Source organism: Streptomyces sp. NPDC104761, assembly GCF_055583445.1.
Genome location: NZ_JBVJNZ010000002.1, coordinates 254,983 through 273,243, shown reverse-complemented (window position 1 = coordinate 273,243; position 18,261 = coordinate 254,983). Strand labels below are relative to the sequence as shown.

The 18,261-nt window shown below is 69.5% G+C and carries 12 protein-coding genes; 9 read left to right on the top strand and 3 right to left on the bottom strand.

Annotated features, from left to right (window positions below):
- Positions 1 to 37: 37 nt before the first annotated feature.
- Entirely contained in the window at positions 38 to 2,191 is a 2,154-nt protein-coding gene (locus tag ACZ63F_RS07765; protein ID WP_469709619.1) for an N-6 DNA methylase, read from the bottom strand.
- 209 nt (positions 2,192 to 2,400) lie between these two features.
- On the opposite strand from ACZ63F_RS07765, the gene ACZ63F_RS07760 reads away from it, so the two are divergent.
- The 7 genes from ACZ63F_RS07760 to ACZ63F_RS07730 all read left to right on the top strand — a co-directional run bounded on the left by ACZ63F_RS07760 (position 2,401) and on the right by ACZ63F_RS07730 (position 13,957).
- Positions 2,401 to 3,039: a hypothetical protein gene (locus ACZ63F_RS07760; RefSeq protein WP_469709618.1), complete on the top strand. Its 639-nt coding sequence runs from the start codon at positions 2,401 to 2,403 to the stop codon at positions 3,037 to 3,039.
- A 63-nt stretch (positions 3,040 to 3,102) separates the two neighbouring features.
- Complete coding sequence (locus tag ACZ63F_RS07755; protein WP_469709617.1) at positions 3,103 to 3,696, top strand: hypothetical protein; 594 nt, start codon at positions 3,103 to 3,105, stop codon at positions 3,694 to 3,696.
- A gap of 209 nt (positions 3,697 to 3,905) precedes the next feature.
- Positions 3,906 to 4,340 (top strand): hypothetical protein, encoded by a 435-nt coding sequence (locus ACZ63F_RS07750; protein ID WP_469709616.1) that lies wholly within the window; start codon positions 3,906 to 3,908, stop codon positions 4,338 to 4,340.
- 300 nt (positions 4,341 to 4,640) lie between these two features.
- Positions 4,641 to 7,103: an AAA family ATPase gene (locus ACZ63F_RS07745; RefSeq protein ID WP_469709615.1), complete on the top strand. Its 2,463-nt coding sequence runs from the start codon at positions 4,641 to 4,643 to the stop codon at positions 7,101 to 7,103.
- 143 nt (positions 7,104 to 7,246) lie between these two features.
- A complete protein-coding gene (locus tag ACZ63F_RS07740; RefSeq protein WP_469709614.1) occupies positions 7,247 to 7,513 on the top strand; it encodes a hypothetical protein in 267 nt (88 codons plus the stop codon).
- A 156-nt stretch (positions 7,514 to 7,669) separates the two neighbouring features.
- Positions 7,670 to 13,303, top strand: a complete 5,634-nt coding sequence (locus ACZ63F_RS07735; protein WP_469709613.1) for a DUF4011 domain-containing protein — start codon at positions 7,670 to 7,672, stop codon at positions 13,301 to 13,303.
- Between the two features lie 579 nt (positions 13,304 to 13,882).
- Positions 13,883 to 13,957 carry a 50S ribosomal protein bL37 gene (locus ACZ63F_RS07730; protein ID WP_099504217.1) on the top strand — a complete coding sequence of 25 codons (75 nt, stop codon included), beginning with the start codon at positions 13,883 to 13,885 and terminating at the stop codon, positions 13,955 to 13,957.
- A gap of 380 nt (positions 13,958 to 14,337) precedes the next feature.
- Here the strand turns inward: ACZ63F_RS07730 and ACZ63F_RS07725 are convergent, their stop codons facing one another.
- The gene (locus ACZ63F_RS07725; protein WP_469709612.1) at positions 14,338 to 14,700 is read right to left on the bottom strand and encodes a DUF5335 family protein; all 363 of its coding nucleotides are present in this window, start codon (positions 14,698 to 14,700) and stop codon (positions 14,338 to 14,340) included.
- 938 nt (positions 14,701 to 15,638) lie between these two features.
- On the opposite strand from ACZ63F_RS07725, the gene ACZ63F_RS07720 reads away from it, so the two are divergent.
- Entirely contained in the window at positions 15,639 to 16,538 is a 900-nt protein-coding gene (locus ACZ63F_RS07720; RefSeq protein WP_469709611.1) for a tyrosine-type recombinase/integrase, read from the top strand.
- Between the two features lie 270 nt (positions 16,539 to 16,808).
- Here ACZ63F_RS07720 and ACZ63F_RS07715 read toward each other — a convergent pair whose 3' ends face one another.
- Positions 16,809 to 17,537 carry a hypothetical protein gene (locus tag ACZ63F_RS07715; protein WP_469709610.1) on the bottom strand — a complete coding sequence of 243 codons (729 nt, stop codon included), beginning with the start codon at positions 17,535 to 17,537 and terminating at the stop codon, positions 16,809 to 16,811.
- A gap of 141 nt (positions 17,538 to 17,678) precedes the next feature.
- On the opposite strand from ACZ63F_RS07715, the gene ACZ63F_RS07710 reads away from it, so the two are divergent.
- Positions 17,679 to 18,077: a cyclic-phosphate processing receiver domain-containing protein gene (locus ACZ63F_RS07710; protein WP_469709950.1), complete on the top strand. Its 399-nt coding sequence runs from the start codon at positions 17,679 to 17,681 to the stop codon at positions 18,075 to 18,077.
- The last annotated feature ends 184 nt before the right edge of the window (positions 18,078 to 18,261 follow it).

The following is an 18,261-nucleotide window of genomic DNA, read 5'->3' as shown; positions in this document are numbered from 1 at the left end:
CGAGTGTGGTGGATGAGTGAAGAAGTGCGCCAGTCCGTCAGGCCGACGCGGTCTCGGGTGGGAGCAGCGCCCCCGCCGTCAGGCCGGTGGTCAGGAGGTCCGCGTACTCGCGGGCCAGGTCGGTGGCCTGGCGGGCGGCGGTGTGCAGTTCGTGGACGCGGCGGAAGGCCTCGCCGTAGCGGCGCTGCTCCTGCAGGGGCAGTAGCGGTACGCGCAGCCGTCCGGGTTGAAGGTGGACGGTGGTGCTGCCGGTGGACGCCCCGGTGATGTTGTCGTGCGCGCCGACGAAACCCGCGAGGAACCAGGGGTCCAGGCGCGCCGGGTCGGGGCGCAGGAGGTAGAGGTCGTGGCCGAGCAGTACGCCGATGTCCTGTTCGTCGGCCACTCGGGCCATGCTTCCGCTGTCCCCCGTGAACATGCGTACCAGGATGTCCCCTTCGGCGACGACGGGTGACGACTTCAGTGGCATTCCGTCGAGGAACGTGCCGGAGGCGGGTACGCCGTCCGCGATGTCGGTTCCGTGGAGGACCGGCCGTCCGGCGTTCTCGGCCCTCCATCGTGCGCCCTCGGTCTTCTCCCGGGTGTCGGTCGCCGCCCGCAGGATCTCCAGGGCGCCGCCGCGGGTGAGGTCGGAGAGGGTGGCCGTCCGCCACTGTCGTGGGGAGTCGCCGGTGGGCTGCCAGGTGCCCTGGGCGGCCTGGGCGAGGAGGCCGGCGTGCTCGGTCAGCTGCTTGCGGTGGTCGTCGGCCTGCCGGGCCACCTGGGCCGGATCGATGTCGGCGGGCAGGGCACGGACCTGGCGGGCCGGGGTGAGGTCGACGACCTCGTCGAGGAGGTCTACTACGGGGACGGCCCGGGCGATGCCGGGCTCGTCGGAGAAGGACTCCGGCTCGGCGCCGAAGGCCGCCCAGTGGGCCAGCACGGTGTCGGTCAGCTCGTCCCAGTCGAAGGTGTCGCGGCGTCGGCGCGTCCCCGTGGAGCCTGGCGTGCTGTCGGACCGGTTGCGCGGCCTGTCCTGTTGCCGCTCGCCGGCGGCGTCCACGAACAGCACGGAGGCGCGGTCCGGGCCGTCCGGCTGCGGGGTCTGCAGGATCCACAGCTGGAGCCCGATGTGCAGGGGGGCGGCCGCGCCGGACGGCAGGGCCACGACGGCGCGCAGGGCGCCGCCGCGTACCAGTTCGGCGCGCACGCGGCGGCCCGAGGCGCGGGCGGCGGTGGCGGGGGGCAGCAGCAGTACGGCGTAGCCGCCGGGGCGCAGGTGGGCCAGGGCGTGCTGGACCCAGGCGAGTTCGGGCTCGGAGCGCGGCGGGACGCCGTAGGCCCAGCGGGGGTCGTAGGCCAGCTCGTCGTGGCCCCAGTCCCGGTCGCCGTAGGGCGGGTTGCACAGCACCGCGTCGACCGGGGGCTGGGGGAAGGCGTCGTGGCGGAGGCTGTCACCGGCCTGTACGGCCACCGTCGCGTCCGGTGTGACGAGCAGCAGTCGTACGGCGCTGCGTTGGGCCTGCACCGGCAGGGCGTCCTGGCCGTACAGCTCGCGGGCGCCGTGGCGAGCGGCGGCCGCCAGCAGGGTGCCGCTGCCGCACGCGGGGTCCAGGACCCGGGCCGTGTCCGCGGGCAGCAGGCGTGCCATGAGGTCGGCCAGCCGGTCGGGGGTCTGGTAGGTGCCGGTGGAGGCGCTGTCGTCCAGTTCCCGCTCGGCGAGCACGTCGAGGGCGGCCTGGGCGCCTTCCTCCCGTACGCAGTGGATCAGCGCCCGCACGACGGCCGCGTCGGCTGCGGTGAAGGGGGCGGCCTCGGTCTGCGGAAGTGCGCCGGTGAGGTCGGCGACGGCGGCGTCCGCGCGTGCGGCGAGGTCGGCGTCCGGCAGGTCGGCCAGCGCGGTCAGCTCGTGCGGGGAGCGGCGGGAGGTGGCGAGGACCAGGGGGAACAGCGGTGCAGCCGGGCCGGTGCCCGCGGGGTGCAGTCGTAGCAGGGTGCGCAGCTCCTCCGCCAGGGCGGCGGCGGACGCCTGGCCGCGGGAGCGCAGCCAGGCACGCACGGCTTCCAGGTCGTAGAGCGGGCTGGACTCGTTGCCGCCGGCCGGTGCCGGGAAGTCGTCGTGCCGGCGGCGCCAGTTGCTGACGGTGGCGCGTGTGACTCCCGCGATGCGGGAGATCTCCGCGGCTGTCACCTGGGCTGACGGCTGGGGCATGACGGGTTCTCACCTCTCGTCGGGTACAGCGAACACGTTACACCATCGACTAAGCGCGTGAACATGTTTGACAGTGCTTTCAGTGCCGTGCTTATCTGTAGATGCTTCCGATCGGCAGTGGTCGGCGGGGGCATCCCCGGGACCAGGCGCCGCGGGCCGCCCTCTCTCCGCCGCCGCCCCGTCACGAGAACAAGGAGGCAACAACTGCCATGGGTCGTCGTTCTCCCCTCGCCCACGCACCCCGCCCCACCACCTCCACGCACGACCAGGTGTCCGTGAACGACAAGGTGAAGGCCGTAGCCGGGCCGATCGTGCTCGCCACGGACGCCTCCGTCGGCGGCCCGGACCGGGTGGCCTCCGGCTACCTCGCCACCACCGGCCACGCAGGACTGCACGCCCACGTGTACCCGAAGTACCTCGTGCGCCCTCACTCCCGCGTGGTCGTCACCGAACTGCGCGCCGTGTACTGGGGCCTCAAGGCGGTCCTCCACGAGCACCCCGGCCGGCCCGTCGAGGTCCGCGTGGACAACCTGCAGGCACTGCGGCACCTGCACAGCTGGCAGCAGGGCGGGACGGACATGCCCGAGGGCTACGACACCCACCTGCGCTCCCAGGGCCGCCGGCCCACCCTGGTCAAGCTGCAACTCCTCGCCGAGTACACCCCTGACCTGACCTTCGTCCACGAGAAGGCCCACGCCGGTCACCCTCTCAACGAGGCCGCCGACTCCCTCGCCAAGCTCGGCCTGCGCTGCGTGCGCGGAGCCGTCCCGCGCACCGAACTCCCGCGCCTGGTCCCGTTGTGGGCCTCCGGCGCCCTCGCCGACTACCGGCGCTCCCGGGCCGCCTGACACACATTCCAGCTTCACAGTCACACGCACCCGGAAGGTGCATCCACATCCCTTGGGGGGACCATGAGCCAGCAGTACCCGCAGCAGCCCCAGCCCGGTTGGGGCGGCCCGCAGCAGCAGGGTTACGGCACACAGCCGTTCCAGCCGCAGCCGCCGAAGAAGCCGAAGGCGGGGAAGATCGTCGGCTTCGGCTGCCTCGGTGTCGTCGCCCTCTTCGTTCTGATCGGCATCGCCGCCGCGGCCGGCGGCGGAAACGGCGACTCCACCGACACCGGCGCCAAGGACAAGGCCGTCGCCGCCGGCCGCACGCCGGAGTCCGGCAAGGCCGAGGCGACGCCCGCGCAGAAGCAGAAGCAGCAGACGCAGCCGGAGCCGAAGACGCAGGCGGAGCAGTTCAAGGCCTGCGTCGCCAAGTCCGGTACGGCCACGGAGAAGAAGGCCGTCCGGCACGTGACGAAGGTGACCGGCGCGGACAAGCGGAACGACATCCTGGACTCGGCCGAGGTCTACACCGACTTCACCGGCGGGCTCATGAGCGACAACCAGGGGGACGCGAAGCTCATCGCCTCGGCGTTCACGTCCTGCTACGAGTCCAAGAACGGGCTCGTCAGCGTCTACGGCCAGGATGGCGACCTCATCGCCAACGCCAACTACTGATCTCCGCGACCAAGGCCGTGACGGTGGCGCGGCGGCAGCTCGTTCCTCAGCGGCAAGTGGACTGACACCAGGGCCTGCTGACTGGCTGTTCGAGCCGGTCAGTACGCCTTCGCGTGCGGCGACGAGGCGATGCTCCGCCGCCTCCGCGCCGCCCCCGGCCACGACCCACCGCTGGTTTTCCCCTCCGATTCCTTGCCTGAAGGACAACCGTGAACCGAGCCAACGTCCTTGCCATTGCTGCCTGCGGGTTGACAGCCCTGTCCATCACCGTGGCCACGGTGGACCACGTCAGTACCCACTCCGCACTCGCCGCGGCCCGCCGCCAGACGGCTGCGGCCGACCACCGCGCCCGTCAGGCCGAGTCCCGCCGGCCCAAGGTCGTCACCCGTACGGTCACCAAGACCGTGGACAAGCCCGTCTTCGGCCGCTCGACGCTCCTCGGCGCCTATGCGTCCGGCGTGATATCGGGGGGCGTGTACGCCGACGACGGCAGCATGACCTACACCGCGAGCGACAGCACCTGCTCGCAGGAGTACGCCCAGATCTCCGAGGAGCCCACCGGCGGTACCGTCCGCCGCGACGACTTCATGAAGGCCTGCCTGACCAACGTCAACGACACCGCCAAGACCGACCCTGCGCCCTGACCGGCGGCACTCGGCGCTGACCTGGCTGACCTGCAGGTCACTTGGGCGCGTTGGGCACGGCACCCCTCGACGAGACCGCCCGCGCGCTCGCCGAACTCGGTCTGCGCTTCGCGCGTGACACCGGCCCGCGCACCGAACTCCCCAGCCAGGGGCCGCTGAAGGTCACCGGCGCCCTCACCGCCCACCGACGCTCCCAGGCCGTCTTTCCCCGCTGCCGACGGGGATCCGGTGAACCCGCCTCGCCTTCGGCCCGGCCCTCGGGCTCTTCCACGCTTTCTCACTCCCACCCCGGAGCACCTCATGACCGAGAAGGAACAGCCCCAGCAGATCACGCACGATTCCACCGAGCCGACCCAGGCCGCCCCGTCCACGCCCGTAGCCGAACTGGTGAAGGGCCGCCTCGCAGAGGCGGGGCTCAGCGAGCCGGTGAAGGTGCTCCTCAAGGATGCTCTGGGCGAGGGGGAGGCCGAAGGGCCGTCCGCCATCGGCCGGATCTACCTGGCTTCCGTCGCCGTCACCGGATTCCGCGGCATCGGCCCACGCACCTGGCTGAACCTCAGCCCTCGGCCGGGCGTGAACCTCGTGGTGGGCCGCAACGGGTCCGGCAAGTCCAGCATCGCCGAAGGCATCGAGACGGCTTTCACCGGCACGACCATGCGCTGGCACGGGCTGCACGCGTCGCGCAGCAGCAACTGGCGCAACCTCCACCTGGAGGACGGTGCCCGGCCGGAGATCGAGGTCAAGCTCGCCATCGAGGGCGACACCGGCCGCAGCACGCTCACCCGTACGTGGGGGAGCGAGGACTTCGGCGGCTCCGCGGGAGAGTTCAAGAGGCCCGGACACGGACGCGTCCCTCTCGACCAGGTGGCCTGGAAGCAGGCCATGGAGGACTACCGGCCCTTTCTGTCGTACGTCGATCTCGACCGCATGATCAGCGGCAAGCCCTCCGAGATGTACGACGCCATCGCCACGATCCTCGGCCTGCGGCACCTCAGCGCGGCGGACGGCCGGCTTCGGGCGGAGGAGAAGGTACTCGACGACGCGGCGAAGGAGGCGAAGGCCGAAGTCCCGGAACTCGTGGACGCCCTGTACGCGCTGGAGGACGACGAGCGCGCGGTGCACGCCCTCCTGGCCATCGACACCCCGGGCAGCCCGGACTTCGACACGATCGATGCCCTGGTGGCGGGACTGCCCGCCGACACCGACGAGGGTCTTCTCGCCGAGCTGCGAGTCGCGGCCGCCGTGCAGGGCCCCGACATGGAGCAGGTCTCCGCCGCGGTGGCCGGGCTGCGCAAGGCCCTCGCCGATGCCGACGACGTGCGCGGCACGAGCGCCGAGGACGCCCACCAGCGCGCAGACCTCCTCGCCAGGGCTCTGGCCCACAACGACCGGCACTCCGACGAGGAGTCCTGCCCGGTCTGCGGAACGGACCGCGTCTTGGACGGGGACTGGGCCGCGCGCGCCACCGCGCAGATCGCCGTACTGCGGCAGGAAGCCAAGGCCGCCGACGACGCACGCGGTGCACTGCGGTCAGCGGTGCGCGTCCTGCAGGACCTCGTGCACAGGCCCCAGCGGATCCCTGCCCCGTTGACCGACCCGTGGGACGCCTGGACCGCCTGCCGCACGGTCAGCGATCCGGGCGAACTCGTCACGCGCGCCCACGAGGCGGCCACGACGCTGGCCGACGCTTGTGCCGCTGTCAAGGAGAACGCCGCGAGGGAGCTGGAGAAGCGCGACGAACGCTGGCGCCGGCTCGTCACCCGCCTGGCCGGCTGGGCGGAGCGGGCCCGTGCCGCGAAGGAGAGCGATCCCCGGCTGAGAGACATCCGGCGGGCCCGTTCCTGGATCAAGGCGCTGAGCAGCGAGCTCCGGGAGCGGCGCATGGAGGGCTTCGCCGAACAGTCGCAGCACATCTGGGAGAAGCTTCGCCAGGAGAGCAACATCGACCTCAACGGTGTGAGCCTGCGCGGCAGCGAGAAGGCCACCGTACGAAAACTCGTCATGGATGTCTCCGTCGACGGCCAGGACGCCTCGGCGCTGGGCGTCATGAGCCAGGGCGAGCTGCACTCCCTCGCGCTGTCCCTGTTCCTGCCCCGCGCCGTCACGGCCGACAGCCCGTTCGGGTTCATAGTCATCGACGACCCGGTGCAGTCCATGGACCCGGCCAAGGTCAACGGGCTCGCTCAGGTCCTGCACGAACTCGGCAAGCACCGGCAGGTCGTCGTGTTCACCCACGACACCCGGCTCCAGCGGGCGTTCACGAGCCAGGAGCTGCCGGTGACGGTGTTCCAGGTCGAGCGGAGCAAGGCCTCGAGGGTGAAGGTCGAGCGAGTGACCGACCCGGTCGCGCAGGCGATCGCCGACGCGATGGTCATCGTCCGCACCCCGGATCTGCCGTCTGCGGCGCGGACCCATGTGCTGCCCAGCCTGTGCCGTATCGCCCTGGAGAACGCCTTCCTGGAAGCCGCGTGGATAAGGCACCACCTCTCGGGCGGAGCCGAGCAGGAACTGCACGCCGCCGTCGACGACGCCGAGAAGTTCACCAAGGTGGCGGCGCTCGCCCTGTTCGGCGACGTCACACGGATCCGCGACGTCGACCAGGAAGTGAAAGCCCGCTACGGAGCGCAGGCGGCATACCTCATCAAGCAGTGCCAGAGAGGAGCCCACGCGGCAGGAGCGCAGATCATCGACGCGCGCCGTTTCGTCCAGGACGTCGAGGCTCTGGCGCAGAAGGTGCGCAAGCCGGAGGGGAACGCCCGATGAACGCCTCTGCTGCATTCTCACCCTCCGGATCCGCGGCGCCCGCTTCCCCCTCCTCTGTCGAAGACCTTCTGCTGACGGCCGACCGGCTGCTCGCCGGCGACCTCGGAGGTGTTACCGCCGCCGGCCGTCACCGCGGAGCCTCATTGGCCCTGAGAACTGCCCTGGAGATCCGCGTGGATCGCGTGCTCGACACAGCGGTACCTGGACTCGTCCACGCCACCATGCGGGCCAAGATGCTCTGCTTGCGCTGCTACACCCCTGGGGAAACCGCCCGGCGAACCCGCGCCGTCTGGTCGCACCTGTGCCTGGGATGCCACTACCACCAGTACGAAATCGGCCCTACCCACGAGCAGGTCCGCGCCTGGCGCACGGAGGTCGGCGAGCTCGTCCGGACGCTGGACGTTCCCTGACTGCTCGGCCCTGGCAAGGGAAGAGTCGTCCGCTGCCATCCCTTTAGGTGCCGTTGCGAGCGCCGCTATGCTTCACCCATTTCGTCTAAAGCCTTCACGACCTCTTCATCAATGAGGGAGCTGCGCTGTATGACCCTCCAAGGCAGGCGGCCATCCATGGACCGTGCTCGGCTGGAGAGGCTGCTCGCCTCATGGCGGGACTCGCTCATCGATCTGAGCTTCCGTAACCGGCTGCTCAACTACCAGCGCCGTTCTTCGTCCGCAGGTATGGATTTGGTCGAGCCCAAGTTGTCCACCGTGCTGGAAGGGCTTTCCCGCGGTTGTGCCTTCTCGGCTGTACGCGGCGAGGGATTGGAGGATGAGGGAGCGTCGTCGGGCGGGTCGGTGCCGCCCGCGAGAATGGTCCCTGCCGGTTCCGCCACCGGCGCCAGGGCGATCGACACCCCTGCATCCCGGGCAGGAGTCGGCAGCAACCGCCCCCTTGTCACGCTCACCACGTCCAAGGCCACGCAGGCCGAACAGGACCGGCATCTGCGTCGCCTCGCCCTGGTGGCGCGGGAGAAGTACAACGACTACGGCTTGTGGGTGCTTCATCTCGGTGTGGGCTTTCTCGATTGGACGCCGGCTCAGTCTGCCGAGAAGAGCTTCAGTTCGCCGTTGGTGATGGTGCCGGTCGTGCTGGAGCGGCGACGCGGGGACTCGTACGTACTGAAGGTCAACGCGGATGAAGAGCCCTCTCTCAACCCCGCCCTCGCCGTCAAGATGGGCGAGTTGGGCGTGGACTGGCCGCGTGTCGACCAGGTGGAACCTCGGGATGTTCCCGCACTGATCGCGCAGGTCCGGCGCGCGGTGGCCGGCATGCGGGGTTGGAAAGTCACCAACCGGATGGTGCTTGACACGTTCAACTCGAGCAAGGAGGTCATGTACCGGGACCTCCTTGACAACGCCGACCGGGTGCAGTCCAGCGCCCTCGTGCGCGCCATCGGACTCGGCGCGGACTCCGGTATCCCGCCCGGAACCTTCGCATTCGAACCGGTTGACGCGGACCGCATCGACGAGATCCAGCCGCCCGAAAATGCCCCGCTCGTGCTCGACGCGGACTCCTCCCAGCGGCAGTGCGTCGCCGCCGCGATCGAAGGCCGCAGTTTCGTGATGGACGGGCCGCCCGGCACCGGCAAGAGCCAGACGATCACCAATATGATCGCGGGCCTGTTGGAGCAGGGCCGTACCGTGCTGTTCGTCAGCGAGAAGGCGGCGGCCCTGGACGTGGTCCGCAACCGTCTGAGCGATGTCGGTCTCGACGACTACGTCTTGGCGTTGCACAGCAACAACACGGGCCGGAAGCAGGTGGCGCAGGAACTCGGCCAGGCATTGCAGGCGCCCCGCCGTACCCCGTCCGGCAGTGCCCAGGCGGACCTCAACCGCGCTCGCCAACTGCGTAAGGAACTCTCCGGATACGCGGCGGCGATGAACGAGTTCCGGCCTGGTCTCGGTGTGAGCCTGCACGACGTTCTGGGACGGATCGCGCTGCTGGACGATTCCCATCCTCTGCCCCCGGCCCCGTCCTTCGACGCGGAGGCTCTCACCGCCGAGAAACTTGACCAGGCGACCGTCGCGGCACGGCGGGTCAGCAGGTCGTGGCGCCCGGCTGAGGAAGGCACGGCGTTCTCCTGGTACGGGCTGACGGACGCCGGCAACCCGCTGCAGACGCTTGACCTCGCCACCGAAACCCTCGTCGAGTTCGAGACGAGGCTGCGGCCGCACGGGTCTCTCCTTGCCGAGCTCGACTGGCAGGGGGGCCGCGACGCAGCCCGGCTGACCGCACTGCTGCACGTTGCGAGCGCGAGGCCGAACCTGCCGCGGTCGTGGCTGACCGCCGAGCACCGCGGCCTGACGACGGCAGTTGCGGACTTCCGGCGCCGGCTGGGCGAGGTCATCGGTGCCGAGCGGGCGGCGGAGCAGATGCTTGGCGCGGCATGGAGCCGGCTGCCGGCCGAGGTGGATCCCACGCCGAGCGTGGAAGAGACCACTCTCCAGACTCTGCTGCCCCCGGCCATCGACATCAGTGGGCTCACCGCCGACGCCGCCCGTGAGCTCGGCGACCGCCTCGAAGCAGATGCAGCGGCACTGGACGAGGCAGTCACGTCGCTTACGGCGGTTGCCGCGATGTACGGCCTGCCGGCTCCCGGGACCTGCGACGACGCGCTGCGTCTGGGGCGCCTCGCCGCTCTGGCAGGACACTCCGACGACGCCAAGCCCCTGGCGACATGGCTCACTCGGGAGGGAGCGGCTGCTGCGAGGAGCGCCGCGCGGGTCCTGCGTGAAGCTGTCGAGCGGCTGCGCGAGAATCGGAGTAAGGCCGAAGGGGTCTTCACGGACCGGGTGTTGCGCGAGGACTCTCTTGACGAAGTCGCGCACCGGTTCGCCACCGTGCACCGGTCCCTCACCGCGAGGCTGACCTCAGCATGTCGAGCCGACCGCCGGTTGGTCAGGTCGTTTCTCCCTGACGGTGGTAAATGCACCAAGGCGGTCCTGGCCGCACTTCCGGCGGCGGTGGCTTGGCAGCAGGCGGCTCGGACACTGCACGCCGAGGCCGGTCGCCACGCCTCGGTTCTCGGCCCGCACTGGCAGGGCGAGGACACCGACTTCGACGGCCTGGACTCCCTCATCGCACGAGCCGACGACATCCTCGGGCTCGCTCCCCGGGTGATCAACCGGGACGCTCTGGCCCGAGAGGTGGCGTCTGGAGGGCAACCGCGCGCTGCCGCGAGGAATACCGCGGAACAGGCAGCCGCCAGGTTGACCGAGTGGCGGGATTCTCTTGTGCTTCCTCCTGCACCGGGGCCGTCGTACGCGTTGGAACCGGGAAGCCTCGGAGCCGCCGCGCAGTGGAGTCGCGCGCATGTCGCGCCTCTGCGAGCGGCCGAGCGGCTGATCCGGACCATGGAGCAGACGGCCGTCGCCGGAGGAGGTGCCGTCGCAGCACCTGGTACCTGGACTCTCGCATCGGCACGCGCCGGTGTCCATGCCGTAAGGGCCGCGCGTGCTGCCGCCGCGGAGTTCGAGTCGAAGGCGGATGGCGACCGGGAACTGCTCGGGGACCTTTACAAAGGCCGTAACACCGGCGTGTCCGACCTGACCGCCTCCCTGGATTGGATCACCACTCTGCGGGAGGCGTGCGGGCTTCCAGCGACGGTGCCACTGACTGCTTCCGCCGCCGAGATTCTCTACCACGCGGAAGTCGACACGGATCTGGAAGCAGCTGCGGACGGGTGGTCACGGGCCGCGGAGGCATTGGCGAGCCTGTTCCGTTCGGAGCGCGCGAATCAGCTCCGCGACGCGTTCTCCGATGGCCAGGACGCGGCGCTGAAGGCGCTCGCGGTCTTGGACGCCGACCGGGGCGGCCCTGATGAGTGGCGTGCCTACGACGTCGGCCGCAGGGCTCTCGACACCCTGGGCCTGGGGGACCTGGTGGACAGGGCGGTGCGCCGTGGGGTCGCTCCGGCCGACTTCCCGGCAGTGGTCGAACGTGCGGCTCTCCGTGCCTGGGCGGACCTCAGGCTGGCCGGTGATCCACGGCTGGCCATCCCCCGGTCCGCGGACCGCGACGACCTGGTGGCAGGCTTCCGGGAACTGGACGCGAGACTGGCCGACCACGCCCGTCAGCGCGTCGTCCGGGCGTGTGACAGCCGCCGCCCGCGAGCCACGGCCACTACGCCAGGTGCGGCGCTGCTCAGGCGAGAGGGCGAGAAGAAGAGCCGGCACAAGCCGGTGCGGGAGCTCCTGGAGACAGCCAGGGAGACGGTGCAGCAGATCAAACCGTGCTTCATGATGAGTCCGCTAACCGTGAGCCGATTCCTGCCGCCTGACCTCGTCTTCGACGTGGTGATCTTCGACGAGGCTTCGCAGGTGTTGCCGCAGGACGCCATCAACTGTGTCTACCGTGGGCGGGCCCTGATTGTCGCCGGAGACCAGAAGCAGCTCCCGCCCACCGAGTTCTTCGCTTCCGCAGGCGATGACGAGGAGGACGAGGGTGAGGAGTCCCTCGATCAGTTCCGTTCCGTGCTGGATCTGTGCAAGGCGAGCGGGCTGCTCGAGAGTCTGTCGTTGCGCTGGCATTACCGCAGCCGTCATGAGGACCTGATCGCCTTCAGCAACCGGGAGTTCTACGACGACTCGATGACCACCTTCCCCGGAGCACATGCCGAGGGTGAGGACGTCGGAGTCGCCTACTACCGTGCCATGAAGGGGGTCTACCGTTCCGGGGCAGCCGCCCGGAACAACCCCGGGGAGGCCGAGGCGGTGGCCCGCCGCGTCATCCACCACTTCAGTACGCGCAAGGGCAGATCGCTCGGTGTGGTCGCGCTGTCCCAGTCGCAGGCCGTTGCGATCCAGGACGCCGTGGATGCGGCCCGGCAGACCCGCCCCGACCTCGACGAATGCTTCTCCGAGGACCGGCTGAACGGGTTCTTCGTCAAGAATCTGGAGAGCGTGCAGGGCGACGAGCGGGATGTCATGATCCTTTCCGTCGGCTACGGCCCTGACGCCCAGGGCAAGTTCTCGAAGAACTTCGGCCCGATGAACAAGGCCGATGGCTGGCGTCGACTGAACGTCGCCGTGACCCGAGCGCGCTACCGCGTGGAGGTCGTGGCCTCGTTCGAGCCGGGTGAGGTGGGAGACACCGGCAGCAAGAGCTTCCGGCACTTCGCCCGCTATCTGCGGTACGCCCAGAATGGCCCGTCCGTGCTCTCCCAGGAGGCGGTGGACCCGGACGCCCAGCCGGAGAGCCCGTTCGAGGAATCCGTGCTGGCGGTGCTCCGCAACTGGGGCTACGACGTCCAGCCTCAGGTCGGCGTTGCGGGGTACCGCATCGACCTGGGTGTCCGGCATCCGAATCAACCGGGCCTGTACGCGCTGGGCGTGGAGTGTGACGGAGCCATGTACCACTCCTCGAAGGCTGCCCGAGACCGTGACCGCCTGCGCGAAGGAGTGCTGCGGGGACTGGGCTGGGAACTGCATCGGATCTGGGGCACCGACTGGTACCGCGACCGGTCCGGAGCCGAATCCCGACTCCGTAGCGCGGTCGAACGCGCGGTTGCTCTTGCCAGGACGGCCCCCAGTACCCCGCGTGTGATCGCAGGCGGCACGCCGGAAGCTGAAGCACCTTCGCTGAAGGCACCGTCGCCGCGAGCCGAACCGCAGAGCGGGCCCGAGCGGCGGCCTTCTGCGGCTCGGGGTACCGGAACCCGGACCGCCGCTTCCGCTCATTCCGTGCGCCAAAGCGGAACCGCGCCGACTCCACGACGCGAGGACGCCGACTTTGCCCCCCGATATCCGGTGACAGCATTGGCCGAGACATCTCGCCGCCGTGTCGAGAACGAACTTTCCCAGATCCGCGAGTACCTGCAGCAGCCGGAGCCCCTGGACACCGCCACCGATTACCGGGTGCGTGCCGACAACCGGCGCCATTGGGAGAAGCGGTGCGCACAGCTCAAGGAGCGCGCCACCTTCCTGGAGAACTTCCTCAGGGCAGTGCCCTCCACCTCTCGCGCGACTGGCGGGCGGATGGTCGCCCCTGGTCGTCTGGTCGGCCTGACTTTCGGTGAGTCCACAGACATCGAGGAGTACGAGATCACTTCTCAGAGCCCGACGACGGAGGAGGGCCAGGTGCTCAGCCCGTCCTCGCCTCTCGCCGCTGCCCTGCTGTGGTGCATGGCCGGCTCCCCGGTCGAGTACGAAGACGGCTCGGGGAAGCGGCGGACCGCCCACATCCGACATGTTCGTGACTGAAGGGAACGCCGGGTGTTCTCGGGTATGTACTTCATCGGCAGGCACGGCGCTTGCACGTTCACTGTCACCCGACAGGTGTTGGAGCACCAGGAGGAGCCGCTACTGCGGCAGTAGGGGCTCGTGGGGCTGCTGGCCGACGAGTGGGATCTGTAAGGAGCCCGGGACAGTACCCCACAGGGCTCATGGGGGCGTCGTACGAAGCCGCGCCGTATCGCAAGACCGCCGCCCCAGGACCTCAGCTTGGGGCATGGGTCATCTACGGCCGATTGCGGCGACGACCTGTGGCGGAGTGGCCAGGGCACCTGACCGGCCGGCGACCTGGTCCCGGCCGTTCCCCGTGGTCCCCCGCACGGACTGGCACAGTTCTGGCACGACCTGCACAACGTCTGACCTGCGGCTGGCGACGCTGTGATCGAGCGGCTGGGCGGCTTCGACGCGCATTCGACAGAAGCCGGTGATTGCTCCGGGACGGGGCCTGGACTATGTGCGGTGCGCCCGCGGCGTCGCTGATGCGGACACTCCGGGCCGGATCTAGACTGACCAGCGCACAGAAAGATACGAATTAGGGAGATATGTAACGTGGCTAAACGAGGGAACAAACGACGCGGCCGTAAGAAGAAGAAGGCCAATCACGGCAAGCGCCCCAACGCCTGAGCCGGACGGCCGAGGGGTCCATGTCTGCGCCGTCCGAATTGGGTAAAGACTGGGATTCCGCAGCGGTGCGGGAGCACGGCAAAGAGCCGGACCCGGACGAGACCGAGGCCGGCTCTTGAAGACTGGGCGCCCTTCAGAGTCGGGCGGTTCGAACCTGCGTGCACGGCTCCGGAGGGTCGTGTCCCGCGATGTGGTGGAGGGGATCAGGCGTTCCGCGTTCCGGTTCGAGGCCCGTGGTGATCTCCGTCGAAGCGGCAGTCCGCAAAGCGTCCCGCTGGACTGGGGCGAACGCCCGAGTCGGCGTGACCACCGTCTCCGGCCTGCGGATTCCGGCGCCTTGATCCCCTACACCACCGCCGGCGGCGGGCGCGCCTCAGGGGTCAGGACTCCGTGCCGGACTCCTGGGGGAAGAACGTGATCAGCGTGGCGGTGCCGTCCTTGTCGACTGTCCGGACCGCCGGCTCGGGAATGCCCTGCGTGGCGACGTCGATCTCCCTGGGGTGCCACACCAGGTGCCGCAGGACGACGGGGTAGCGCGGCGACCGTCCGCCGACGGAGACGGCCACTACGTCGTCCTTCGGGTCGTACACGATGGTGGCGAAGGGCAGCCGGTTGGCTTCGTACTGGTGCCCGACCTCGGGGTCCAGTACCTCGATGGTGACGAACTCCCCCTGGTGTTCCTCGGACACCTGGTTGAGGGCGGACTCCCAGGTGCTGCGGTCGAGCGTTTCGGTGCCGGCCATCGTCGTTCCTCCTCCGGTGGCAATCTGCTCTCCCCACGACGGTAGCCGCAGCCCTGAGCGACTGCCTCGGCCTGACAGGTCGAGCCGTGCGGCCCTGGTGGACCTGCCTGCACGAGTCCGGGCCGAAGGCCCACGGGGCGGGCTCCGGTACGGGCGGAGCGGGGGCGGGGGCGGGCACGGCCTGCCGGACCCACGTGAGCCGCCACGCGCCCCCGCGGACCAACGGCACGCGCCGGTCGGGCGGGAGGACGACATCCACATCCTCGCAGTCGGAGGAGGCAGGTCGACCAGGTGAGAGTCCGTGGGCGGTGATGCGTGTGCCTGGGCCGGGGGAGAGATCCTTTGGACGCGTGGCAGCATCAGGTGCCGTGAGTGTGTCCCCGGGGGTGCGGAGCGTGCGCGCGGCGGTGTTCGCCGTGCTGTGCGTGCTGCTCGCTGCCGGAGGGCATGTCATGGCCACGGGCGTGGCGCCGTCGGTGTGGGTGCAGGCCGCCGGGTTCGTGCCGGTCTTCGCGGTCGGCTGTCTGCTGGGTGGCCGTGAGCGGTCGCCGGCCGCCATCGGCACGGGGACCCCGGACCCAGGGCGGGTTGCACCTTGTCTTCCACGCCGCCGAGCCCCATCACACCCCGATGGTCATGCACGGCATGCGGATGGTCCAGGCGCCCCATGCACTGACACCGCACGCCACCACCGCACATGCCGGGGCGGCCCTGCTGCTGACCTGGTGGCTGCGGCGCGGTGAGGGGGCACTGTGGTCGCTGCCGCGGTGGGCGGTCGCGTGCGTGCCGGGGCTTGCCGCCTGGTGGCAGGTGGCCGGCGGGGCGTGTGGAGCGCACCGAGGCTCAAGACGCCCGTCACGCAAACGGCCCCGGACGAGGAGTCCGAGGCCGGAAAACGCCTCCCTGGGGAAGAAACCCCAGGTCAGCGGCGTAATGCCTTGTGCCCCGGGGATCACGGCAGCTGGTACTACTACGTCGAACCGCCGCCGGGGCCCGGCGGAGAGCGGCGTCGACCGCGCAAGGGCGGATTCCTCACCAAGAAGAAGGCCGAGGAGGCGGCCCAGGAGATCTGGGACAAGGCCCAGGACGGCATCGACGTGCTCTCGGACGAGACAGTCGAGCAGTACCTGCTTCGCTGGTTCAGCAAGCGGGTCGACCTCAAGCGGTCCACCTGGAAGACCTACAACGACCACATCCACCGGGTCTTCGTCCCGAACCTCGGCCACATCAGGATGCGGGACCTGCGCACCCGGCATGTCCAGGAGATGTTCGAGCGGATCTGGCGCGCCAACGAGCAACACGCCGCCAACGCGGACGCCGCCGAGGTAGCCAGGCTGGAGTGCGAGGCCGCGCACCGAGCCTGGAAGCTGGCCGCCAGCCCGCGTCCGCCCGAGCTGCGCCAGCGCTGGAACGCGGCCAGGGAGGGGCTTCGGGAGGCCCGCAGGAAGCCGCGGTACACCACCGGCCCCGGCGTGCAGCTCAAGATGAAGAACGAGCTCAGCGCGGCGCTCGACTACGCGAAGACCACCGAGAAGCTCATCAGCGAGAACTGGGCCCACTACCTCGTCCTGCCGAAGTACACCCCGCCCAGACCGCTCGTGTGGACCGACGAGCGCGTGGCCCGCTGGAAGGAGACCGGAGAGAAGCCTGGTCCCGTCATGGTCTGGACGGCTGGGCAGACCGGCGCCTTCCTCGACGGTGTCGCCGAACACCGGCTCTACCCGATGTTCCACCTCATGTTTCCGCGGCACCCGGTGTGCGAGCACTGTCTTCGAAGCGAAGCCGCAGCCCAGCGGCACGGAGAGGCCCGGCCCGGAGTCCATGCCGGATGGCGCTGATCTTATGGGCGTATCCGGGAGACCGACTTCCCGCCCGCTCACGCAAACAGCCCAGGACAAGGAGTTTCAAGGCCGAACACAACGCTTCCTCGGGGGAAACCCCAGTTCAGCGGCATAATGCAGGGTGCCCCCGGCAGGATTCGAACCTGCGACACCCGCTTTAGGAGTTCGAGCACGGGCCCTCTGGAGGCGCCTCACCACAGTAGGGCGCGGTCATGTCTGACTGCCCTGGACCGCTGGTGTTCCTCGACGTGGATGTCAGCCCGGATGTCACCCAAGTCCGTTGAGGGCGCCCGCGAGGGCCTGGGCTTGGCTTGGGGTGATGCCGAGGGCGAGCGGTATCTGGCGGGGGCTGTACGGCGACGAACACACTGCGATCGGGCTGTCTGTCATGACGGCCCAGCGCGGTTCGCTATCGGCCTCCTGCTCGCCGACCAGTACGGTGGCCAACTCGTCGGCCGAGTCGGTACGTATGCCGCAACGGATCAGTGCTTGCCCCACCATGTGGCGCGCTTCGCTCGGCATCTCGGCGTCGCCGAGCATCGGAAGCAGGAGCAGAAGGCGCTGTGAGCTGTCGGTCAAACCCTCGCTGCTGTCCTGTGCGGCCTCAGCGAGTGTGGCGAGCTCCGTCCAGGACAGTCCGGGGCCGGCCCCGTCAGCGCCGCATTGGCCGAGGAAACCGAGTCGGCCCCACTGGGGGTGGCGTACGAAGAAGTCGACGTTGTTCGCGTCGTCGAAGTTGGCGTACACGGCGTAAGCGGTATGGCCTCCCTCGAAGGGGACCCGCAGCACAGGCCAGGGCTCCTCAGGGTTGCTGAGGCGCTCCACCATCTCCTCGTAGACCGACGCGTCCACCCCGTAGCGCTCTGGATCCTCGCTTGGATCTCCCACGGTCAACATGAGATGCGCGAGCCAGAAGGCGGGCTCGCGCGCGAGATCCTCGCCTGCTACCAGCTCGCAGTCCTCCAGATATTCGGGGATGTGCACCGTGAGAGCCATGCGCGGAGCGTACTCGCCGTCATCGCTTCCCCATCTGCCAGGGCCCGGGGGCGTCCGGCCTGACGTCGGGCCGGACCGGAGCACCGTTGTTCCCCGTGGCTCCCCGTTGGACCTGGCACGCTTGTGGCACGAGCCGTGGCCATGATCACGCAAGTTGCTGAGGAGGGGGCACAGCGGCGGCCGTGCGGTGATGATGGTCGAATGAAAGAAGAGTCGTCCGTACCGTCGCCGGTCATCCTTGGCATAGACGATCTCCGGCCACTGCCTTGGACCACGCGGATCGCGCACAGCAGCGGCGAAGGTGTCAAGCTCCTGCAAGAGCACCGCGACAGCTTCATCGATGAACTCTGGCTCGACCATGACCTCGGCGGCGACGACAGCATCTTGCCCGTGGTGACCCTCCTGGAAGAAGCAGCTTTCAACGGGCGGCCTTTCCGGATAGGCACGGTCTACGTGCACAGCGCCAACCCCATTGGCGCCGAGACCGTCGTCCGGTCGCTCACACGCTGGAACTACCAGGTCCGGCGGGCGACGGTCTAGGAATGCGCTTTAAAGTCTGGCCTCATCCTTATCAGGTCGATCACAAGGGTCCGCCAACGTCGCCCAACCGCCCCTGTGCCTCGGCCGATCGTTCGCTTAAGACCGGCCTCGACCGCTGGCGTTCGCGCTTGTTGGTGCCATCTGGCACGTGTGTGGCACGGCCGTGATCATGGCGAAGGGCCAG